Raw genomic sequence first — 22,147 nt, 5'->3', positions numbered from 1 at the left:
CGTCGCGCAACTCGGACACTTCGCCCGGCGGTCGGTGTCGCGCTCTGACCTGCGGAACTGACATGCTCGGGTGGTCGTCGTGAATCCGGACATATGGGGGTATCCCGTGGTCGAGAACAATCCGTCGCCCCGCAAGCCCCGGCGGGCTCCTGCCGAGCCGCCGGCCGCGGCGCCGGACCCTGGGGCGGCGGACGCGCAGGCCGTGGACGAGACGCCGGAGACCCCCGACACGACCTCGCCGTACGTGACGCCGGACGAGGCGACCCCGGCGGAGGCGACCCCGGAGGACGCGACTGCGGAGGAGACGACCGCGGCCGAGGCGACGTCGGAGGCGGCGACCGCGGACGAGGAGACGCCGTCCGTCGAGGCCGCCGCCGACGACGCGGCGAGCCCGGCGGAGAACGACACGCTCCCGCTCGACACCTCGGAGCTCCCCGACACCCTGGACGTCGAGGTCCCCGCGTCGACTGCCGCCGACGAGACGGCGGTCCTGCTCGCACGCCTCCAGCTGCTGGAGACCGAGAACGCGCGCCTGCGCTCGGCGTCCGCGACCCCGCAGGTCGTCGTGATGCAGCCGCCGCCGCGCCCGCGCCGCAAGTGGGGCCGGTCGACGGGTGCGGTGATCCTCATCCTCATCGGCGCCCTGCTCGCGCCGATCGCGGTGGTCGGCAGCTGGGCGCGGGGCCTCGTGGTCGACACCGACCGGTACGTCAACACGGTGGCACCGATCGCCGACGACCCGCTGGTCCAGTCGGCGGTGACCAACCGGGTCACCACGGCGGTGGTCGACGCGCTGAACGTCCCGGAGCTGACCACGCAGGCGACCGATGCCGTGGCGAACCTGAACCTGCCGCCGCTCATCTCGACCGCCGTCCAGTCGCTCCAGGCGCCGCTCCAGGACGCCATCACCAACTTCATCCACAAGCAGGTCACCAAGGTGGTGAGCTCCGACGCGTTCTCGAACACCTGGGAGCAGGCGAACAAGGTGGCGCACGAGCAGATCGTCGCCACGCTGCGCGGGGACCCGGACGCGCTCGCCAGCATCAGCGACAGCGGGGTGCTCACCCTCGACATCACGCCGATCATCGAGCAGGTCAAGACGTCGCTGGAGGACGCCGGGTTCGGGCTGGTGAGCCGCATCCCGGACATCAAGGTGACGTTCCCGATCGCGTCCAGCGCCGACCTGGTGCGGCTGCAGAACGCCTACCGGCTGATCGACATCGTCGGCGGGATCCTGCCGTACCTGTCCCTGGCCCTGCTCGGCGCCGGCGTGCTCCTGGCGCAGCGCCGGTCCCGCGCCCTGGTCGTCGCCGGCCTCTCGCTGGCCGGGGCGATGGTGCTGCTCGGCGCGGCGCTGACCATCGGTCGCTCGCTGTACGCGAACTCCTTGCCGCCCACCGTGCAACGGGTCGACACCGCGGTGTCCATCTACGACCAGGTCATCTCGCTGCTGCGCGTCGAGCTGCGCGTCGGACTGGTCCTCGGCCTCCTCGTCGCGATCATCGCGTTCGCGGCCGGCGGCACGACGGCGGCCCGCCAGCTGCGCGCGTCGTCGTCGCAGGCCTCGAGCTGGTTGCGGAACGCGGGCGACCGTCGGGGCATCTCCACCGGGCCGGTGGGCGTCTGGCTCGACGAGCAGCGCACGCTCGTGCGGGTCGTCGTGATCGCGCTGGCCGCTCTCGCGCTCGTGCTGGCCGACATGCTCACGCCCGCGTACGTGATCACGGTCTTCGTGATCGCGCTCGTGGTCCTCGGTCTGGCGACGCTGGCGGCCCGTCCGCGCAGCACCGCCGAGGTCGAGGCCGAGGTCGAGGAGGAACCGCCCGTCCTGGTGTGAGGGCGGGTCACCGCCCGCTGCCGCACGGGAAGGTCTGCCGGACGTCTGCGTCGGCCAGCACCTGCGCTGCGCGCTGCCGGCCGAGGTTCCAGTCGGCCAGGCCGGTCGCCGCGGTGACGTCGGCCGAGCCGAGCAGGCACCGGCGCAGGACGGGATCGCCCTCGATCCGGTCGACCGCCGGCACGGCGTCGGCGGACAGTCCGGCCAGGTACCCGACGTCGACGCCGTTGACGAGGTCCGCGGTCGTGTTGTGCCGGACGATCTGGGCGTCGGGGTTCACCAGCGCGAGGCCCAGCATCGCGACCGCGACCACCTGCACGACCGCGCGCGGGAGCCACCGGCCGCGCCACCGCACGCCCGCGGCCATCACCATCAGGAACACCGCCGCGAGCGTCACCTCGACGACCGCGACGAACACGCGCAGGCGGGTCAGGCCGAACGCGTCGACGTACAGGTCCATCCGGCGCAGGGCCGAGGCCACCACCCCGAGCGTGCCCAGGCAGAGCACCCCGAGGGCGATCCGGGACAGGACGCGGTCCCGCGGGGTCTGCCGCGGTGCGCGCCGGGCGGCGACAGCCACGACGACGAGCGTCAGCGCGGTGACGACGACCAGCTGCGCGAAGCCCTCGCGGGCGTACTGCGCGTAGGTGAGGCCGGCCGTCTCCAGCACGTGGCGGTGCCCACCGAGCAGCGCACCCACCTGCACGGCGACGAACGCCAGCACCATCGCGTCGAGGGCCACCACCGGCAGGAGCCACTCGGCTCGCCGCGCGGGCGCCTTCTCGGGGAGGCGTGCGTCGGACCAGCTGGGCGGGGCGATCGCGAGGTGCGCCAGGCTCGCCGCGACGAGCGCGACCAGGAGGCCGACGACGGCCTGGCCGGGGAGCAGGTCGGCCTGGACGTGCGGCAGGTAGCTGGCGAAGACGCGGTCCGCGCTGGCGAACAGCAGCCCGAACACGAGCAGCAGCCCGACGGTGATCGCCACACTGCGCAGCGCCACCAGCAGCTGCCCGCGGCGCTCGCCGAGCCGCGTCTCGATGCCCTTGGCCACCCACGGCAGCGCGCGGACCGCACCGGCCGCCCAGCTGAGCGGGGCGAGCACGGCGGCCGGTGCGGACCTCGACGACGTCACCGCGACCACCCCGGCCCACGCGGCCACCAGCGCGCACAGCACGACCACCCACCCGGCGTCCCGGAACGCGACCACGGCGAGCAGCCCGATCGACAGCACGGCCGTCGCGAGGTCGTCGACGTCCCGTCGGCGCACGAGGGCGGGTGCGGCGGCCACCCAGACCAGCAGGCCGACGAGGGCCGCACCCAGGCCCGGCCGGTGACCGACGAGCAGCGCACCGCCGAGCACCCCGGCCGTCACGCACAGGACGATCGTGCGGGTGGCGATCGGTCGTCGACGCTCCGCCCAGAACGGGACGAGCACCCGGGCGAGCCGGCCGGGCTCGCGGGGGACCGCCACAGGACGGCCCGCCACCCAGGAGGGCGGCGGGCCGGGGAGAGCGGGACGGGAGGGGGTGGACGGGGGCGTCGGTGCACCGGAGTCGCTCATGAGCGCCACGCTAAGGATCGGCGTCCCTGCACGTCAGAGACTTGCGGCGGGGGTCTCGTGCACGTTGTGTGCAGCGGCCGACGATCCGCGCACAACTGCTGCCCAGCCCGCACACAGGCGGCCGTACGCGACCGCGACCGGTGCTCTGCCAGGGTGGTCGCCATGAGCCCGTGGCACACCCGCAGCACGACGACCGTCTACGAGAACCCCTGGATCCGGGTCCGCGAGGACCAGGTCGACCGCCCGGACGGCACCCCGGGGATCTACGGCGTCGTCGAGGTCCGGCACGATGCCGTCTTCGTCGTCCCCCTCACCGACGACGACGAGGTCGTGCTCGTCGAGGTGGCGCGGTACGCGACCGGCGAGCTCTCGCTCGAGGTGCCCGCCGGCGGTTCCGACGGGCAGGACCCGGTGCTCGCGGCGCGCCGGGAGCTGCGCGAGGAGACCGGGCTGGTCGCGGCGCGCTGGGAGCTGCTGGGGTCGATGTTCGCGCTCAACGGGATCGCCCGCGCCCCCGAGCACGTCTTCCTCGCCCGCGGGCTGAGCCCGGCCGACGAGCCGACGGAGCAGGCGGAGGAGGGCATCACCGCCGTGCGGAGCGTGCCGTGGTCCGAGGTCCTGGGGCTGGTGGCCGACGGGACCATCACCGACGGCGAGACCGTGGCGGCGCTGATGTACGCGGCGATCGCTCTGGGCCGGGTCTCCTGACGGGCACGGAGGGCGTCATCCGACGCCCTCCGTGCCGGCGGTCAGTGGCAGTACAGCCGCTGGAGCGACTGACCCGTGTCGCCGTACCGGCGCGTGACCCACCCGAGGTTCACCGAGTAGGCGCAAGCCGGGTCGGCGGAGACGTCGATCGGGATGCCGCCCGTGTTCGTGCCGTTGTGCGGGCCGGACGCCCCGCCCCGGAACGAGTAGGCCCCCGTCGTGAAGGCCCCCGACGGTGTCTGCGGCGGTGCGTGCACCGTGCCGCCGTTGTTGGCGATCGAGACCGAGAAGCTCGACAGGTGCGGGTGGTCGACCGTGTGCAGCAGGTGGATCGTCGTCGCGCCGGACAGCGGGTTGCAGCCGTTGAGGCGGAGCTCCTCGAGGTCCAGGGTGGCGACGACCGCCGAGTTGTCGAAGATGATCGCGTCGAGCTGGTCGGCGAACAGCGGGTTGTCGTTGCTGGCGTCGCGGACCTCGAACCGCACCTGGTACCGCCGCACCGGCTCCCGCTCGTTGACCGGGAGCGTCTCGCCGGCCTGGGCCTTCGGCAGCCCGCCCGGCTTCTTCGGCGGGTGCAGGGCCGTGAACGCCGCCGTGTTCAGGTTCAGCAGGTCGAACGTCCGCAGGAAGTGCGACGGGTCGACGGGGATCACGGCGGTCGAGCCCGGCGGGTTGTACATCGGCACGGTCACCTGCAGGCCGTCGACCGTGACGAAGCCGTCGGGTGCGACGTCGGCCGCGGTGACGACGACCGGGGCGGACTGCGTGGCGCCGTTGCCGTCCGTGTAGAACAGGTAGCCGACGTGCGTGCCCGTGACCTGCGTCGTCACCGGCGTGAGCGTGGCGGGGGCGACCGTCGGCGGGTTGGTCGGGTCCTCCGTGCCGCCCGTCCACGTGTACTCGCCGACGAGGAACCGGTACTTCAGCGCGTGCCCGGTGCCGACGTCGGTGAGCGGGCAGTTGCCGCGCAGCCGCACGGAGCCGCCGAAGACGTACGCGCCGCCGGCCGGGTCGGCGTAGCCGAGAGAGTCGAACGTGGAGCCCGGCAGCCCGTTCCCGGGGTGGATGTCGAACACCTCGACCTGCTGCCAGTGCGGCGTCGTCTCCGGGTCGCCGATGACCTTGTCCGTGCAGAGGTCGAGGCAGAAGCAGTGCCCGACGTTCTGCCGGCCCGTCCTGCGCCCGTCCGACTGGGTCTCCGTGACGATCGGCTGCCCGCCGAGCGTGACCGTGACGTAGACGTCGGGGCCTTCGGTCAGCTCGACGTTGATGAACGGAGAGAACGGCGTGCGGCGGAAGTCGGACGCGAGGTAGGTGAGGACGTAGTGGCCGGACCCGTCGGTCGTGGCCGTGCCGAGGGCGTCGTCCTGCAGCCAGTCGGCGTCGAAGGCCGTGACGACCGCGCCCGGGATCGGCGTGTGGTCGTCGCACGTGGTGATCCGGCCGCTGATGGTCCAGATGCCGAAGAGCGCCAGGATGTGGCACCAGAAGCGGTTCGGGATCGCGTACTCCCACACCGCGAGGTACGCGTCCTCCCGCTGCCGCCACCGCGGCTGGAGCGTCGTGACCGCGAGCTGTCGGGCCTTCGCGCCCGGCTCGTGCCTCGGGCGCGGCGGTGTGCCGACGAACAGGTCGAGGTCGAGGGCGCCGCCGTCGTACACCACGTCGTCGATCGTCAGGACGTACTTCCCCGACTCCTCGATGCGGGCCACCGCGAGCGGCGCACCCGTGCGCTCGCCCTCGGCCACCTCGCGGAACGTCTCCTTCTCGGCCGCGACCGCCTGCTCCGTGGCCCGATCACCCGTCGACCGGTACGCCCGCAGCTCGAGGCCCGCGAGCGGCTCCCGGACGTCGTGACACAGCGTGCCCCACAAGGACCCGCGAATCTCGTATGCCACCGTGCCCACCCCCTGATGAGTGGCCGGCACGTCGGTGTGCCCGCCTGCTCATCAGGAGGGGTGCGCCGAGGGGGAGATACGGGGCGCGGGGCGGATCACCCGGGCGCTGCGGGAAGTCTCGGCGATGATGGGGACATGTCGGACCGCCCGGAGCTGCGAGGCCACCTCCTGGTCGCCGCCCCTGCGTTGCGCGAGCCCGCGTTCCACCGGACCGTCATCCTGCTGCTCGACCACGGCGCCAACGGTGCGCTCGGGGTCGTGCTCAACCGCCCGTCGCCGGTGGACGTCGGCGCGGTCCTGCCCGAGTGGCACGCTCACGTCACCGACCCGGCGCGGCTGTTCGTCGGCGGACCCGTCGGTCCCGACACGGCGATGGGGGTGGCCGTCCTGGCGGGGAGTGCCGGCGGGTCGCCCGGCGTCGACACGCTGACGGGCCCGTTCGGGCTGGTCGACCTGGATGCGGCGCCGGAGGAGATCGAGCCGCACGTCGTGGGGGTCCGTGTGTTCGCCGGCTACGCGGGCTGGGGGGACGAGCAGCTCGAGGGCGAGCTCGCCGAGCGCTCGTGGTACCTGCTCGACGCGCTGCCCGACGACCTGCTCACACCGGAGCCCGAGCAGCTGTGGCGGCGGGTGCTGCGACGGCAGGGCGGCGACCTGGCGATCGTCTCGACGTTCGCCGAGGACGCGTCGCTGAACTGAGTCACAGAATCGCAACATCGTCGGCTCGGGAGTCCGCCACGGGTCGCGGGCTGGCACAGTGCGAGCGTGAAGCGATGGGTTGCCGCCGCCCTGGCCACGGTCGTGGCGCTGGCGCTGTCGGCGTGCGACCCCGCCATGCCGTCCGGCGAGACGAACGGGGCCGAGCTCGACGTCGTCGTCAACGCCGACGGCTCCGGTACGGCGGAGCTGTACCTCGACGACACCACCGTCCGCAGCGACGCGCAGCTGCGCGCCTGGGGCGACGAGGTCGGCACACGCCTGTTCCCGTCGGCGTCGTCGCGCACGGTCCGCGTCGACCCCAACGGTGGCGGGTACCCGTTCGTCGTCGTGGACGCGCAGGACCTGTACCAGCCAGGGCCGCAGCCCCAGGTCTCGCTCGACACCCGCGATGCCGTGACGTGGCTGCTGGCCGACGGCCCGGACGGCGTGGACGTCGTCGACGTCTCCATCGACTCGCCCCGGGTACCGCTGACCTCGTCGTGGACCCCGTCCCGTGGGGAGGACGAGTCCACGTGGGCATGGTGGGGGATCACCGACGGAACGACGGCGCCGTACGGCGAGCTCGTGATGTCGCCCGCACCCTGGCTCGGGGTCATGGCGGTGCTGCTGACCGGGCTGGCCCTCGCGCTGCTCGTCTGGTCCGTCGTCACGTACGTCCGTCGGCGCCGTCGCGCCCGCGCGGTGATCCTGGCCGCCGGTGCGCTGGCCGTCTCCGTGCTGGTCGTGCTCCGGGCCGGTGCGGTCCTGCCGAACAACCTCGGCGTCGCGGGCGTGGCGTCGGACACCTGGATCCAGGCCGCCTCGCTGGCCACGTTGGCGGTCGTGCTCGTCGCGCCGGCATCGTTCGTGATGCTGGTCGTCTTCGCCGCAACCCCGCGGCGACGACCGGTGTTCGTGGCGCCGCCGGGGTGGCCCCCACCGCCGCCCGGATGGACACCCCCGCCGGGGTGGGAACCCGACCCGAGCTGGCCCCCGGCTCCGGAGGGCTGGCAGTTCTCCCGCGACGCAGCCGAGCGTCGCCGTGCGTGACGGCCGCCGCGGCCGCGGCTGTCTCGCCCTCGTGCCCGACGCGTGTCACGACGTCTTCGTGTGGGTGATCAGCGGCCAGGAGGACGACGGCGTACCCGGCCGCCGTGGCGACGGCCCGCGAGCACGCCGGTCGGAGCGACGAGCACGGTCTCGAGGCCGCGATCGGCTCCCTCGAGGCCGCCGCGACCGGAGACGCGGAGGCTCGCCGGAAGGCGTCGGCGGAGTTCCTCGAGACCTGCGACGACCTGGGATGGGCGACGCCCGAGGGTTGAGCGGCGGGCCGGCATGACACGGGCGTATCGGGCCACGTCAGGACCCGTTTCTTACTGTCGGCGGGCGTAGATTGCGAAGTGTCGGAGCGCCCCGTGCGGCGCGGGCGGAGAGCGAGTGACGTGACTGCGACGGGGAGCCTGCCACTGCTGTCGGACGACCTGCTTCGGCTCCGAGAGCTGATCCAGGGCGCTGACAGCGTCGAGCTCAAGCTGACGGTGCCCGAGATCTCCCATCGATCGACGACGGCGACCCTCGGGCTGGACCCGCTCGACGCCCAGATCCGCCACGTGTACTTCTTCGACACCCCTGATCTCCGGCTCAGCAAGGCCGGTGTCGTGGTGCGAGCGCGGCGGATCCAGGGGCGCGGGAACGACTCGGTCGTGAAGCTGCGGCCCGTGGTCCCCACCGACCTCCCCAGGGAGATCCGCAAGTCGCCGAACTTCAACGTCGAGGTCGACATCGTGCCGGGCAGCTACGTGTGCTCCGCGTCGCTGAAGGGCAAGCTCCCGCCGACGGCGGTGCGCTCCGCGGTGTCGGGTGAGCAGCCGCTGCGCAAGCTGTTCTCCAAGGAGCAGCGGGCGTTCTTCGCCGAGCACGCCCCCGACGGTCTGACGATCGACGACCTGGCGGTCCTGGGCCCGATCTTCGTGCTCAAGCTGAAGGTGGTGCCGGAGACGTTCCACCGCAGCCTCGTCGCCGAGATGTGGTTCTACCCGGACGGCTCCCGCATCCTGGAGCTGTCGACCAAGTGCCTCCCGGGCGAGGCGCTCGGCGTCACCGCCGAGCTGCGGCGGCTCCTCGCCGACAAGGGCGTCGACCTCACCGGGGCGCAGCAGACCAAGACCAAGACCGCCCTGGAGTTCTTCTCCGCGGAGCTGCAGGCCAAGCCGGTGACCGATGACGAGCACTGAGATCATCCCGCGGTGGGAGTGGCGGACGTTCGGCGTCCAGTTCGGCCCCGCGGAGGACTACCTGGCCCGCCTGACACCGACGGGGAGCAAGGAGAGCGACGAGCTCTACCTCCTGTCGGTGGGCGGCGACACCGTCAAGGTGCGCGACGGGCTCATGGACATCAAGCTGCTCCGCGAGGTCGGTACCGCCGGCCTGGAGCGGTGGGAACCGGTCCTCAAGGCGGCGTTCCCGCTCGGCCGCGGCGACATCGACGCCGTCTTCGCGGCACTGCGCGAGCCCGTGCCCGAGCTGACGCGCGAGACGTACAGCCTCGAGGAGCTCCTCCGCGAGGTCGTGGACCCCCACCCGGGCGTGCGCGCGGTGCCCGTCCACAAGCGGCGCGTCCGGTACACCGTCGAAGGCTGCATCGGCGAGCTCTCCGAGGTCGAGCTCGGCGAGTGGGCGACCAGGACGATCGCGATCGAGTCGGAGGACCTCGACGCGGTCGTGGCCGCCGTCCGAGCCGTCGGACTGGGCAACCGGGTCAACACCAGCTACCCGCGCGGCATGGGTGCGCTGTTCGACGGGGAGCCGCCCCGCTACGCGACCATCGACGTCGGCACCAACTCCGTGAAGTTCCACGTCGGCCAGCCGGCCGCGGACGGCGGGTGGGAGACGCTGGTCGACCGCGCCGAGGTGACCCAGCTCGGCGCGGGCCTCGCGCAGACCGGCAGCATCTCGCCCGAGGCGCTCGAACGGACGGCTCAGGCCATCCGCGGGATGGTCGAGGAGGCCCGCAGGCACCTGGTGAGGGAGATCGCCGCCGTCGGGACCGCCGGGCTGCGCATCGCCGGCAACCGGGCTGAGGTCCTGGAGGCCATCCACGCGGAGACGGGGGTGTCCATCGAGGTCATCTCCGGCGAGGAGGAGAGCCGGCTGGCCTACGTCGCCGCGCTCGCCGGCCTCGGAGCGTCCGACGGCTCGATCGTGGTCTTCGACACCGGTGGGGGCAGCTCCCAGTTCACCTTCGGCCAGGGCACGGCCGTCGACGAGCGCTTCAGCGTCGACGTCGGAGCCGCCCGCTACACCGAGCGCTTCGGGCTCGACGGACAGGTCACCCGCGAGACGCTCGAGGCGGCGCTGGCCGCGATCGGCGACGACCTGGAACGGCTCGACGACCGGTCGACCCCGGACGTCCTGGTGGGCATGGGCGGCGCGATGACGAACCTCACCGCCGTCACGCTGCGCCTCGAGACGTACGACGCGGACGCGGTCCAGGGCTCCGTCCTCGAGCGCGCCGAGGTCGACCGGCAGATCGAGCTGTACCGGACCCAGGACGCCGAGGGACGCCGGTCGATCATCGGGCTGCAGCCCAAGCGCGCGGAGGTGATCCTCGCCGGCGCCTGCATCGTGCGCACCGTCATGGACAAGCTCGGCATGGATCGTCTGACCGTCAGCGACCGCGGACTGCGGCACGGCCTCATCGTCGAACGGTTCGGCCGCGGCGAGCTGGAGGCGAACAGCAGATGACGCCGGTCTTCACGCGTGGGGGTCGATGATCTCGCGGAGCAGCGCCCTGGAACGTCGGCAGGGCTTGGCGACCCGGGCGGTCGCGGGCGGACCCTCGGGCCACGGCTCCGGCTGCCGAACTGGCCGCTACTCGACGTGGGGGCATGTGGGCTCGTAGTCGCGGTTCACCACGTACCGGTTCCACTCGGCCTGCGTGAGGTTCCGGCCTGCGAGGCGGCAGGCGATGTCGATCACGTGCTGCGGCCGGGAGTCCCAAGTGAGCACCTTTCCCCGCGGCTGAGCGATGACGATGGTGTGCCCGTCCTTCATCGGTCGTGCCATCGCGACGTCGTCAGGGCTCCCGGCAGTGAGGCTGCCCAGCGGCTCGAGCGTGCTCGCGTCCCAGAGGTCCACCACGCCATTGCCCGCCGTGATGATCTGCGAGCCGTCGGCGCTGTAGGTCATCTCCCAGACGTGGTTGTTCGGGAAGCGGGTCTTGTCGACGACGTACTCGAGTCGTCCTGCGCGGAGGGCCGCGACGTCGATCACGGCCCACAGGCTCTCGATGCCGTAGTAGACGACGAGCCTGGTGCCGTCGGGGGAGAAGGCCACCGTGTCCGCGTAGCCGTCGAGCAGGACGTCGCGGCTCGAACCGGTCGCGAGGTCCACCAGCGCGAGCGTCTTGTTGACGCTCCATCGACGCGCCAGCAAGGTGCGGCCGTCGGGACTGAGCGCCGGGACATCCCACTCCTCGGCGTTCAGCGCCGGCAGCGCGACGGGCTGCTCATCTACCGCGAGCGTCGTCGGATCGATCATCCAGACGGATTCGACGCTCATCGCGACGATCTTCTGCCCGTCGGGCGTGAAGGTCACGGCGTTTCCAGGCGCGTGGTCGTTGCGCCGGATCGACGTTCCCGTCTCGGGGTCCCACAGCTCCAGCCAGGGCGTACCCGTCCCAGGGTCGGTGTCCGCGGACAGCATCATGCTCGAGTCGGGGCTCCACACGAACAGGGCCGGCCCCACGGAGCTCACCTCCGTGAGCGGGGTGAGGTCCCCCGTGGCCAGGTCGCGAAACTGGATCGACTGGCCCTCCAGGCCGTTGCCGTACGACTGGTACATGACCTTTGTCCCGTCCGGCGACGGGATGCTGCGCGCGAGGTCGATCCCCTCTGGCTCTGTCGGGAACGAACGCCACCCCGGGAACCCGCCTGTCCCGTCCAGGTCCCACGCGAGGAGCATCTGGTCCGGTGCGACGGAGTACAGGGTGCCCCCGTCGGGGCTGAAGGCGAGGTCCGTCACCTCCTTGGTGTGCCCCAGGAAGTCGTGCGCCTGACCACGGGTCGGAAGGTCCCAGACGACGATCTTCCCGTCGGTGTAGCCCGCCGCGAGCCGCTTGCCGTCCGGACCGAACTCGAGCGCGTTGACCCCCTCGGACTCGCCGACGAGGGTGAACCGCGGCTCGAACGTCGCGGCGTCGAGGACCACCACCCCGTCGGCGTCGGAGTGGACCAGCGTCGAGCCGTCGGGGCTCAGGGCGATGACCGCCTCCCGTTCGCCCCGGTACTCGGGGGTTCTGGCCAGCAGCAGCCTGCCGGAGTCGACGTCGAACGCGCGAAGACTGTCCGTGCCGTACCTCTGGATGACGTAGACAGTCCGCCCGTCCGGGCTGAGCAGGACGCGGCCGTAGATCTGCGGCATGGCGATGCGCAGGATCGGTTCGGCGGGCCGGGCGACGTCCCAGACCACGGCCTCGTCGGTCCAGTTGTCACGCCAGGTCACGGCCGCGATCCGTGAACCGTCCGCGCTGAAGACCAGGGCATCCCGATCGACCCAGGCGCCCTCGGGGAAGCCGCCCAGGGTCTCCTTCTCCTCGAGCGTCCGCGCGTCGAGGATGCGGACGGGGTGCGGGTCGGGCAGTTCGACGTCGGTCCCCGACGGGTCCGGGTCGACGACCGCAACGGCGAGGCTCGCGCCGTCCGGTGAGTACGTGAGGGACAACGTGCGCAGGTCCGGCCGTGCGCCCGTTCTCGTCAGGTCCTGCGCGTCGAAGGTCGTCTGACCCGCTTCGCTGGTACCGAATGCGCTGGTCACGGCTACGGTTCGCCCGTCGGGGCTGACGTCCAGATACCTGCCGGCTCCCCGGGTGACGGCGACCAGGTCACCGGTCCGCTCGAGAATGTCGTGCAGCGCCGAGCGTGCCGCGACGGAGTCGTCGAGCCGCACGGCCTGCACGCCGAGCAGCGCGGCGAGATCGGGTTCGGTCGTGGTCAGGGCCTCGGCCGAGAGTCGGCGCGAGTCGGCGATCCGAGCTTGGTCGTCGGACCGGCGGGCCGCACCGAGCGCGGTGATTCCGGCGACGAGCGCGACGACCAGCAACGTGGCGACGCCCGCGAGCGCGAGCCGCAGCCGACGGTTGCTGCGTGCCTTCGCCCGGAGCTCTCGCTCGGCGTTCCTCCCTGACGCGTCCAGGAACGACTGCTCGGTCTCCGTCAGCTCCCCGTGGTGCCGGTCGGCCCACTCGGTGGCGGCGGCCAGCCGGACGCCCCGGTAGAGCTCGCTGTCGGGGCGCTCCATGACGTCCCACGCCTCGGCGGCACCCGTGAGGTGGCGGAAGACGCGCTGGCCCTCGATGTCGTCCTCCAGCCAGCCGCGCAGTCGCGGCCACTCCCGCGCGAGAGCCTCGTGGGCGATCTGGACATCACCCTCGTCGCTGCTGACCAGGCGGGCTGCAGCCAGGAGGTCGATGAGCCGCTCGTGAGACGCGTCGAGCGCCAGCCTGTCCCGAGGCACGCGTGCGCGGATCGGCGCGCCGTCGTTGCTGCTGGGTGCGACGAGACGCAGGAACATTCCCCGGACCTGGGCCTGCTGGTGCTCGTCGAACCCGTTGTAGAGGTTCTCCGCTGACTGGGCGACGGCGTCCCGGATACCGCCGGTGGCGCGGTAGCCCTCGACCGTGAGCGTCGGCCCTTCCCGGCGCTCCCAGGTCTGCCGCAGGACGTGCGACAGGATCGGCAGCGCGCCCGGCTCGCCCTCCACCTCGCGCGCAAGCAGGTCGACGAGTCCGGGCTCGAGGCGCAGCCCCGCCTGCCGGGCCGGACCCTCGATCGCGGCTCTGAGGTTGGTCTCGCTCATCGGAGAGAGCAGGTACAGACCCTTCTCGACGAGCCGGGCGAACCCCAGATGCGTCGAGAGCTCGCCCAGCCGGTCCGCGCGCAGGGCGAGTACCACCGGAGCGTCGTACGCCGCGAGACGGTCGAGGTACGCCGTCCGCTCGGTCGCCTCAGTGCACAGGGTCACCGCTTCTTCGGCCTGGTCGACAACGAGCACCGGGAACGGTGGCCGAGCCGCCAGGGCCGCGAGAGAGTCGAGCGGCCGGCTCCCCGGAGTCGTCACGACGACCGCCACACCCTCGGCTCGGAGGCCGGCGACGACACCGGCACGGACCAGGGATGACTTGCCCGTCCCCGACGGACCGACCACCGCGAGCACCCCGCGTTCACGCAGCCGGGAGAGGCACGACTCCACGTCTACCTCTCGGCCGAAGAACGTCTCCGCGTCCTCGCTCTCGTAGGGCAGCAGCCCTCGGTATGGGCAGACGAGGCTCGTGGTCAGCGACTCCGCACCATCCAGGTCCGGGTCTTGTCTCAGGATTGCAACCTCGAGGGTCAGCAGCTCCGTCCCGGGGTCCAGCCCGAGTTCCTCGCGCAGCATCCGCTTGGCTCGACCCAGCACGTCCAAGGCCTCGGTCTGTCGTCCCGACTGGTAGAGCGCCCGGGCGAACAGCGCCCACCGTCGCTCACGGAATGGCGCCTCTCTGACCAGCGCCCGCGCGTCGTCCAGCCTTGCCCGTGCGCGACCGGCGGCGATCTCGGCCTCGACCCGCAGCTCCTGGCCTTCCATCCGCAGGCCGTCGAGCCGCTCCGCCTCGGTGCGGCCGGGCTCCCACTCGTCGAGGTCGGCCAGGGCCCGGCCCCGCCAGAGCGACAGCGCCTCGTCGAGCACGTAGGACGCCCGGTCCGGGTCCCCGTCGGCGAGATGGTCGCGCGCCCGGCCCAGCAGGCGCTCGAACCGCCGGCTGTCGATCTGGTCCTCGTGCACGCGCAGCACGTAGGCGCCGTAGGCGGTGGTCTCGATCGCGTCCGGGCCGAGCTGCTTCCGCAGCCTGCTGATGCACCCCTGGACGACCTTCGGCCAGGTGACAGGCGGAGCCTGCGCCCAGAGAGCGTCCGCGAGGACCTCCGTGTCGACCGCCGCGTTGGCCCGGACCACCAGGACCTCGAGGACCACGCGATCGCGCAGGCCGTAGCCGTCGGAGCCGCCGACGGCGAGGGGACCGAGCACCTGGATGCCCACCGTCCGACTGTCCGCCCTGGGTTCCGGCCGGTCAACGGCCGCGATACCGCCGTGTTACCGCTGCCCGGCGCCGTGTTACCGGCGTGGACGACAACGGTCACCAGCGCCGTACTCGGTGGCGCTTACCACCTCGGAGGGCATCATGAAGAAGGGCATCAGCTTCCTCGTCGCGCTCGTGTTCACGGCTGGGCTCAGCGCCTGCAGCACCGTCCAGTCCCATTCGTCGCCGGGGGGCCCGCCCACCGTCAGCCAGGTGCACTCGCCCGAGCGCCCATCGACCCGCTGCTCACGGTTCCTCTGCGCGGTCTGATCGCTGTCGCCGCACGAGCGCCGGCCCAGCCATCGCAGGGGGTGGCTGGGCTGTCCTTGCCCGGCCATCCGGGCGATCGGTCGAGCGTGATGCATAGCTGGAGCGCATCGTCCGGCCTGATCGTCCTCAGGCCCCGACGTCTGCTCAGAGCACAGAAAAGCCGCTGGTCGGAGCAGCGACCAGCGGCTTTTCTCGTAGGGGAGAGCGGACAACTCAGACGTCGTAGTAGAGCTCGAACTCGTGCGGGTGCGGGCGCAGACGGATCGGGTCGACCTCGGCGTTGCGCTTGTAGTCGATCCACGTCGAGATCAGGTCCGGCGTGAAGACGTTGCCGGCCGTGAGGAAGTCGTGGTCGGCCTCGAGGCTGTCCAGCACCTCGCCGAGCGAGCCCGGGACCTGCTGGATGAGGGCGTGCTCCTCGGGGGGCAGCTCGTAGAGGTCCTTGTCCACCGGGTCCGGCGGCTCGATCCGGTTCTGGATGCCGTCGATGCCGGCCATGAGCATGGCCGCGAACGCCAGGTAGGGGTTCGACGACGGGTCCGGCACGCGGAACTCGATGCGCTTGGCCTTCGGGTTCGAACCGGTGACCGGGATGCGGATGCACGCGGAGCGGTTGCGGGCCGAGTAGACCAGGTTGACCGGGGCCTCGAAGCCGGGGACCAGGCGGTGGTAGGAGTTCACCGTCGGGTTGGTGAACGCCAGCAGCGAGGGCGCGTGCTTGAGCAGGCCGCCGATGTACCAGCGCGCCAGGTCGGACAGGCCGCCGTAGCCCTTCTCGTCGAAGAACAGCGGCTCGCCGTCCTTCCAGAGGGACTGGTGGACGTGCATGCCCGAGCCGTTGTCGCCGAAGAGCGGCTTCGGCATGAAGGTCGCCGTCTTGCCGTTCTCGTGCGCCACGTTCTTCACGACGTACTTGAAGAGCATGACCTTGTCGCCCGAGATGGCGAGCTTGTCGAAGCGGTAGTTGATCTCCTGCTGGCCGGCGGTGCCGACCTCGTGGTGGGCACGCTCGACACCGAGGCCGAGGGCGTCAAGCTGCAGGCTGATCTGGTCGCGGATGTCGGAGAAGCCGTCGACCGGCGGGACGGGGAAGTAGCCGCCCTTGTAGGGGATCTTGTGGCCGAGGTTGCCACCCTCCTCCTCGCGGCCGGTGTTCCAGGCCGCCTCGAAGGAGTCGATCGAGTAGAACGACTCGTTCTGCTTCGTGTGGAAGCGGACGTCGTCGAAGATGTAGAACTCGGCCTCGGGGGCGAAGAACGCCGTGTCCGCGATGCCGGTCGACTTCAGGTACGCCTCGGCCTTCGCGGCGACCTGGCGCGGGTCGCGGCTGTAGGGCTCGTCGGTGTACGGGTCGACGATGTGGAAGTTGATGTTCAGCGTCTTCTCGACCCGGAAGGGGTCGATGTAAGCCGTGCTGATGTCCGGGATCAGCTTCATGTCCGACTCGTGGATCGCCTGGAATCCGCGGATCGAGGACCCGTCGAACATCTGGCCGTCCGTGAAGAAGTCCAGCTCCAGCGAGTAGGCCGGGACGTTGAAGTGCTGCATCGTGCCGGGCAGGTCACAGAACCGGACGTCGACGAACTTCACGTCCTCGCTCTTGATGAACGCCAGGACTTCCTCTGGCTTGCTGAACATCCGCTGCTCCTCGGTCGGTGGTACCCGTGGGGTCGGGCAAGGTGAGGTTACGAGCAGGCCGTTTCTCCGTCGTGTACCAAGTGTTTCGACGGCGTTACGAACTCGCACCCCGTGTGACGACTGTTGGACCCTATGCCCCCGGAGCGCCGGTTCGTCAGGGTGCCCGGCCCTAGGACGGTCAGAGGATGAAGAGCATCTCCTGGTAGGTCGGCAGGGGCCACAGCTCGTCGGCCACGATCTCCTCGAGGGCGTCCGCGGCCGCCCGGACCTCCGCCATCGCGGGGAGCAGGGCGTCGCGGGCGTGCTCGGCCTCGGCCAGCGCCGAGTGGCCCACGTCGGCCTTCAGGGCCTCTCGCAGCGTGGTCAGACCGGCGCGGAGGGCGGCGACCGGGGTGCTGACCTCGTCCAGCGGGGCCATGTCGACGTCGACGCCGACGGACTTCAGCGCGCCGATGTTCAGGGCGACGTCGGTCTGGTGCCGGACGGCGGCCGGCAGGATCGCCGTGGTCCCGATCTCGAGGGCGAGCCGGGCCTCGACGCCGATGGTGAGCGCGTACTGCTCGAGCCCGATCTCGTAGCGGCTGTGCATCTCCCGGTGGTTGAAGACGCCGTACTTCTCGAACAGCTCCATGGCCGGCTCGGTGATGAGCTCGGGCAGCGCGTCCAGCGTGGTCTTGAGGTTGGCCAGGCCGCGCTGCTCCGCCTCGATGGGCCACTCCGAGGAGTAGCCGTCGCCGTTGAACACGACGTTGCCGTGGTCCGTGATGATGTCGGTCAGCAGGGTCTGGACGGCCTGGTCGAAGTCGGTGCCGGCGGCGACCGCGGCCTCGAGCTCGGTGGCGGCGTAGTCGAGCGAGTCGGCCATGATCGTGTTGATCGTGGTCATGGGTCCGGCGACGGTCTGCATGGAGCCCGGCGCGCGGAACTCGAACCGGTTGCCGGTGAAGGCGAACGGGCTGGTCCGGTTGCGGTCGCCCGGGTCGGTCGGCAGCACGGGGAGCGTGTCGACGCCGATGTGCATGACGCCCTTGCCCTTGGACGACGTGGCCGCGCCCTTGGCGATCTGCTCGAACACGTCGGCCAGCTGGTCGCCGAGGAAGATCGAGATGATCGCCGGGGGAGCCTCGTTGGCACCCAGGCGGTGATCGTTCGTCGCCGATGCGACCGAGGCGCGCAGCAGGCCCGCGTACTTGTGCACGGCGCGGATGACGGCGGCGCAGAAGACGAGGAACTGGGCGTTGTCGTGCGGGGTGTCGCCGGGCACCAGCAGCGACCCGAGCTCGCTGTTGCCGAGCGAGAAGTTCACGTGCTTGCCCGACCCGTTGACCCCCGCGAACGGCTTCTCGTGGAACAGGCACTCCATGCCGTGCTTCTTGGCGATCGTCTTGAACGTCGTCATGAGCAGCTGCTGGTGGTCGGCCGCGAGGTTGCCGCGCTCGAACATGGGCGCGATCTCGAACTGCCCGGGGGCGACCTCGTTGTGGCGGGTCTTGGCGGGGATGCCGAGCTTGAACAGCTCCCGCTCGGTGTCCATCATGAAGCCCAGCACGCGGTCCGGGATGGCCCCGAAGTAGTGGTCGTCGAACTCCTGGCCCTTCGGCGGCTTGGTGCCGAACAGCGTGCGGCCGGCGTTGAGCAGGTCCGGGCGGGACAGGAAGAAGTGCCGGTCGACCAGGAAGTACTCCTGCTCGGGCCCGCAGAACGCGACGACCTTCTGGTTCTCGTGGCCGAACAGCGCCAGGATCCGCGCCGCGTGCTCGCCCATGGCCTGCTGCGAGCGGAGCAGGGGAGTCTTGTGGTCGAGGGCCTCGCCCGTCATCGAGACGAACACCGTCGGGATGCACAGCGTGTTCCCGTTGGGGTTCTCTAGGATGTACGCAGGGCTGGTGACGTCCCAGCCGGTGTAGCCGCGGGCCTCGAACGTGTTGCGCAGGCCGCCGTTGGGGAAGCTCGACGCGTCGGGCTCGCCCTGGACCAGGGTCTTGCCGGCGAACTCGGCCAGCGACGTGCCGTCGCCCACCGGCTCGAAGAAGCTGTCGTGCTTCTCCGCCGTGAGGCCGGTCAGCGGGTAGAAGACGTGCGCGTAGTGCGTCGCGCCCTTCTCCAGCGCCCAGTCCTTCATCGCCGAGGCCACCGCGTCGGCGACCGCCGGGTCCAGGGTGGCGCCGTGCTCGATCGTGGCGATGACCGACTTGTAGACCAGCTTGGGGAGCCTCTTCTGCATGACCGACTTGCTGAAGACGTTCTGGCCGAAGATCTCGCCGGGGGCCTCGGCCTCGCTGAAGCTGACGGCCGGGGGGACGTAGGCCTCGACGTTCCAGATCGCCTCGCGACGCACAGCGTTCCCGCTCATGAAGACCCCTCGGGCAGACGGCTCGACGCTCCGGCGTGGATCAGCGGAGCAAGTGGGGTCAACCTACGAACCCGCGATGCCGGGCATGTTTCCGGTGCATTGCTGTCTCGCTCCGGCTTGCTGTGCATGATGCGGCGGGCTGGTCGCCTACCCTGCTCGGGTGGCAGATCGTCGGGACATCAGCTCGTGGCTCGAGGGCACCCCGGGCGGACCCGACCGGGGGACCAGGCTCGGACTGAGCCCCTCCGGCCGCGGCTCGCTCGCGCCGCTCGGCAGGCGCGTCGTCGCCCTCATGATCGACTGGCTGGCGTGCCTGCTGATCTCCGGGGCGTTCTTCGGTGCCGACCCCGACGCGTTCCTCCTGACCCGCGGCAACTCGCTGGCCACGCTGGGCATCTTCGCGCTCGAGAACGTGCTGCTGGTGGGCTCGATCGGGTTCACCCTCGGCCACCGCCTGCTGGGCCTGCGCGTGCGGCGGGTATTCCCGGCGCAGCAGGCGGATCCCGTGTGGGCGACCGCGGCGCCCGGTTTCCTCAGCGCCCTCGTCCGCACCGTCCTGCTGTGCCTGGTGATCCCCGCGGTCGTCTGGGACTCCGACGGGCGCGGCCTGCACGACCGGGTCGCCGGGACGGCCATCGTCCGGCGCTGAACCGTCAGGCCGGCGCGCGCCAGACCAGGCTGTAGCGCCAGTACAGCCGCCTGCGCCAGCGTGCTCCGGGAAGGACGAACGCCGCGGTCGTGCGCACGTCGGCGTAGGTGTGCTCGGGATCCCGCACGGGTGCGCCGTGCTCCCAGTGGCCGCGCACCCTGTCCGCGACGGCGGCCGCGGGTACGGCCGCCAGGCTGAAGGCCGCGTCGACCGGGCCGGCGACCCGGGCGAGGCCGACGACGACCAGGTGGCCGCCGGGGGCCATGAGGTCGCGGAGGCGGCGCAACCCGGCCTCGAGGTCGAGGTGGTGCAGCGTGGCGTAGCAGGTGACCAGGTCGAACCGCTCGCCCGCGAGCGCGTGGAGGACGTCGCCGACCACGTACCGCAGCCCCTCGTCGTCGCCCCCGAGCGCCCGGGCGCGGGCGACCTGTGAGCCGTCGACGTCCAGGCCCGTGACGGCGCCGACGCCGGCCGCGTGCAGCTCGCGGGTCAGCAGACCCTCGCCGCAGCCGACGTCGAGCCCCGTCCGCGCACCGGGCGCCCGCTCGAGCGCGAGGCGGTGATAGTGCGTGTTGTGGTTCCAGCGCCTGTCCGGCACGGCAGGACGTCAGCGCCCGCGCATGCCCTTGCGGTCGGGGCGGGCGCGCATCGGGTCGACGCCCTTGGGCACCGGGAGCTTGATGCCGCCGAGCGCGGTGAGGCGCTTGCTGACCTCGGAGATCTCCGCCTTGGTGAGCTTCCCGCGCAGCTTCTGGACCTCGCGCGGCAGCTTGCGCAGCGGCACCTGGCCCTCGCCGTCGCCCACCTGGATCAGGGTGATCGGGGCGCCGGAGATGACGCGGGCGGTGCGCTTGCGCTCGGACTCGAGGAGCTTGGCGATGCGCGCCGGGGGGCCTTCGCCCACCAGGACGACGCCCGGCTTGCCGACCCCGCGGAACACCATGTCCTGCGTGCGCGGGTCGACGGCGACGGGCTCCTGCGTGAACGTCCAGCCGCGGCGGATGGTCCCGAGCGCGGCGAACGCGGCACCCGGCTGGCCCTCGATCTGGGTGTACGCGGCGGTCTCGGCCCGGCGGGCCAGGATGAACATCGCGCCCAGCGCCGCGAACGGGATGCTGAGCAGCAGGACGTACACCCAGTGGTTGATCAGCAGGCCGATGACGAGCCCGACGACGATGATGCCGAAGAACACCGCCAGCACGATCCACGTGACCGCAGGGTCGTTCTTCCGGGTCATCTGGTACGCCTGCCACACCTGGTGGTACCAGCGAGTCTTCTTGACCTTGCCGGTCGGTGCAGCGTCGGGGGTGTTGTCACGGGCCATGGGCCCGAAGTCTACCGACCCGGCAGCGTCGTTCTGACGCTCAGCGGGCGAGCAGGCTCGCCGCCTCCTGGCGGGACGTCGTCGGCTCGGCGAAGTGGGCCAGCGCCTCGGGGATCGGGCGGCCGTAGCGGCGCATCGCCTGACCCCACAGGCGACCGGCGCGGTACGACGAGCGGACCAGCGGGCCGGACATGACGCCCAGGAACCCGAGGCGCTCGGCCTCCTGCGACAGCTCGACGAACTCCTCCGGCCGCACCCAGCGGGACACCGGGTGGTGCCGCACCGACGGGCGCAGGTACTGCGTGATCGTGATGAGGTCGCAGCCGGCCTCGTGCAGCTGGCCGAGGGCCTCGACGACCTCCTCGGTGGTCTCGCCCATGCCCAGGATGAGGTTGGACTTGGTGACCAGGCCGGCCTCGCGCGCGGCGGTGATGACCGACAGGGACCGGTCGTAGCGGAAGCCGGGGCGGATCTGCTTGAAGATCCGGGGCACGGTCTCGAGGTTGTGCGCCAGCACCTCGGGCCGCGAGGAGAAGACCTCGGCCAGCAGCTCGGGGGTCGCGTTGAAGTCGGGGATGAGCAGCTCGACGCCGGTCCCGGGGTTCACCGCGTGGATCTGGCGGACCGTCTCGGCGTACAGCCACGCCCCGCCGTCAGGCAGGTCGTCGCGCGCGACGCCCGTGACGGTCGAGTACTTCAGGCCCATGGCCTGCACGGACGCCGCCACACGGCGGGGCTCGTCGGCGTCGAACGCGGCGGGCTTGCCCGTGTCGATCTGGCAGAAGTCGCAGCGGCGGGTGCACTGGTCGCCGCCGATGAGGAAGGTGGCCTCGCGGTCTTCCCAGCACTCGAAGATGTTGGGGCAGCCGGCCTCCTCGCACACCGTGTTGAGGCCCTCGCGCTTCACCAGGCCCTTGAGCTCGGTGTACTCGGGGCCCATCGTCGCGCGCGTGCGGATCCACTCCGGCTTGCGCTCGATCGGGGTCTCGGCGTTGCGCGCCTCGATGCGGAGCATGCGGCGGCCATCGGCTGCGATCGTCACGCCGGTCAGACTAACCCGCGCGGGGCGCGTCGGCGGCGGGGGGAGTCGCTCG

16 protein-coding genes are annotated in these 22,147 nt (G+C 71.5%); 8 read left to right on the top strand and 8 right to left on the bottom strand.

Annotated elements, in window-relative coordinates:
- The first annotated feature begins 106 nt into the window (after positions 1-106).
- Positions 107-1,837 carry a hypothetical protein gene (locus AC1DWH_RS03410; protein ID WP_477092477.1) on the top strand — a complete coding sequence of 577 codons (1,731 nt, stop codon included), beginning with the start codon at positions 107-109 and terminating at the stop codon, positions 1,835-1,837.
- 7 nt (positions 1,838-1,844) lie between these two features.
- Here the strand turns inward: AC1DWH_RS03410 and AC1DWH_RS03405 are convergent, their stop codons facing one another.
- Entirely contained in the window at positions 1,845-3,398 is a 1,554-nt protein-coding gene (locus AC1DWH_RS03405) for a DUF4153 domain-containing protein (RefSeq protein WP_477092476.1), read from the bottom strand.
- Positions 3,399-3,560: 162 nt separating this feature from the next.
- Here AC1DWH_RS03405 and AC1DWH_RS03400 point away from each other — a divergent pair, with 162 nt between their 5' ends.
- On the top strand, positions 3,561-4,106 hold the full coding sequence (locus tag AC1DWH_RS03400) for an NUDIX domain-containing protein (RefSeq protein WP_477092475.1): 546 nt from the start codon (positions 3,561-3,563) through the stop codon (positions 4,104-4,106).
- Between the two features lie 41 nt (positions 4,107-4,147).
- Here the strand turns inward: AC1DWH_RS03400 and AC1DWH_RS03395 are convergent, their stop codons facing one another.
- Positions 4,148-6,004, bottom strand: a complete 1,857-nt coding sequence (locus tag AC1DWH_RS03395; RefSeq protein ID WP_477092474.1) for a carboxypeptidase-like regulatory domain-containing protein — start codon at positions 6,002-6,004, stop codon at positions 4,148-4,150.
- A 135-nt stretch (positions 6,005-6,139) separates the two neighbouring features.
- Here AC1DWH_RS03395 and AC1DWH_RS03390 point away from each other — a divergent pair, with 135 nt between their 5' ends.
- The 5 genes from AC1DWH_RS03390 to AC1DWH_RS03370 all read left to right on the top strand — a co-directional run bounded on the left by AC1DWH_RS03390 (position 6,140) and on the right by AC1DWH_RS03370 (position 10,447).
- The gene (locus tag AC1DWH_RS03390; RefSeq protein ID WP_477092473.1) at positions 6,140-6,703 is read left to right on the top strand and encodes a YqgE/AlgH family protein; all 564 of its coding nucleotides are present in this window, start codon (positions 6,140-6,142) and stop codon (positions 6,701-6,703) included.
- A gap of 66 nt (positions 6,704-6,769) precedes the next feature.
- Positions 6,770-7,753, top strand: a complete 984-nt coding sequence (locus AC1DWH_RS03385) for a hypothetical protein (RefSeq protein ID WP_477092472.1) — start codon at positions 6,770-6,772, stop codon at positions 7,751-7,753.
- A 104-nt stretch (positions 7,754-7,857) separates the two neighbouring features.
- Positions 7,858-8,025 (top strand): hypothetical protein, encoded by a 168-nt coding sequence (locus AC1DWH_RS03380; RefSeq protein WP_477092471.1) that lies wholly within the window; start codon positions 7,858-7,860, stop codon positions 8,023-8,025.
- Positions 8,026-8,145: 120 nt separating this feature from the next.
- Positions 8,146-8,937 (top strand): CYTH domain-containing protein, encoded by a 792-nt coding sequence (locus AC1DWH_RS03375; RefSeq protein ID WP_477092470.1) that lies wholly within the window; start codon positions 8,146-8,148, stop codon positions 8,935-8,937.
- Positions 8,924-10,447: a Ppx/GppA phosphatase family protein gene (locus AC1DWH_RS03370; protein ID WP_477092469.1), complete on the top strand. Its 1,524-nt coding sequence runs from the start codon at positions 8,924-8,926 to the stop codon at positions 10,445-10,447. Before AC1DWH_RS03375 ends, AC1DWH_RS03370 begins: the two co-directional genes overlap by 14 nt.
- Positions 10,448-10,573: 126 nt before the next feature.
- On the opposite strand, the gene AC1DWH_RS03365 is transcribed toward AC1DWH_RS03370, so the two are convergent.
- The 3 genes from AC1DWH_RS03365 to AC1DWH_RS03355 form a co-directional block, all read right to left on the bottom strand.
- Complete coding sequence (locus AC1DWH_RS03365; RefSeq protein ID WP_477092468.1) at positions 10,574-14,779, bottom strand: nSTAND1 domain-containing NTPase; 4,206 nt, start codon at positions 14,777-14,779, stop codon at positions 10,574-10,576.
- Between the two features lie 523 nt (positions 14,780-15,302).
- On the bottom strand, positions 15,303-16,727 hold the full coding sequence (gene glnA, locus AC1DWH_RS03360) for a type I glutamate--ammonia ligase (RefSeq protein ID WP_456843934.1): 1,425 nt from the start codon (positions 16,725-16,727) through the stop codon (positions 15,303-15,305).
- A 178-nt stretch (positions 16,728-16,905) separates the two neighbouring features.
- Positions 16,906-19,080: a glutamine synthetase III family protein gene (locus AC1DWH_RS03355; RefSeq protein ID WP_477092467.1), complete on the bottom strand. Its 2,175-nt coding sequence runs from the start codon at positions 19,078-19,080 to the stop codon at positions 16,906-16,908.
- Positions 19,081-19,240: 160 nt separating this feature from the next.
- On the opposite strand from AC1DWH_RS03355, the gene AC1DWH_RS03350 reads away from it, so the two are divergent.
- Complete coding sequence (locus AC1DWH_RS03350) at positions 19,241-19,729, top strand: RDD family protein (protein ID WP_477092466.1); 489 nt, start codon at positions 19,241-19,243, stop codon at positions 19,727-19,729.
- A 4-nt stretch (positions 19,730-19,733) separates the two neighbouring features.
- On the opposite strand, the gene AC1DWH_RS03345 is transcribed toward AC1DWH_RS03350, so the two are convergent.
- From AC1DWH_RS03345 to lipA, 3 genes are read right to left on the bottom strand one after another with little or no spacing between them, the layout of a single operon-like run.
- Positions 19,734-20,327, bottom strand: a complete 594-nt coding sequence (locus tag AC1DWH_RS03345) for a class I SAM-dependent methyltransferase (protein ID WP_477092465.1) — start codon at positions 20,325-20,327, stop codon at positions 19,734-19,736.
- A 9-nt stretch (positions 20,328-20,336) separates the two neighbouring features.
- Positions 20,337-21,053 carry a DUF4191 domain-containing protein gene (locus AC1DWH_RS03340; RefSeq protein WP_477092464.1) on the bottom strand — a complete coding sequence of 239 codons (717 nt, stop codon included), beginning with the start codon at positions 21,051-21,053 and terminating at the stop codon, positions 20,337-20,339.
- Positions 21,054-21,093: 40 nt separating this feature from the next.
- The gene (gene lipA, locus AC1DWH_RS03335; RefSeq protein WP_477089306.1) at positions 21,094-22,095 is read right to left on the bottom strand and encodes a lipoyl synthase; all 1,002 of its coding nucleotides are present in this window, start codon (positions 22,093-22,095) and stop codon (positions 21,094-21,096) included.
- Positions 22,096-22,147: the final 52 nt, after the last annotated feature.

The organism is Cellulomonas sp. P2_F12 (assembly GCF_056403775.1).
This window is presented reverse-complemented; position numbering and strand designations above follow the sequence as displayed.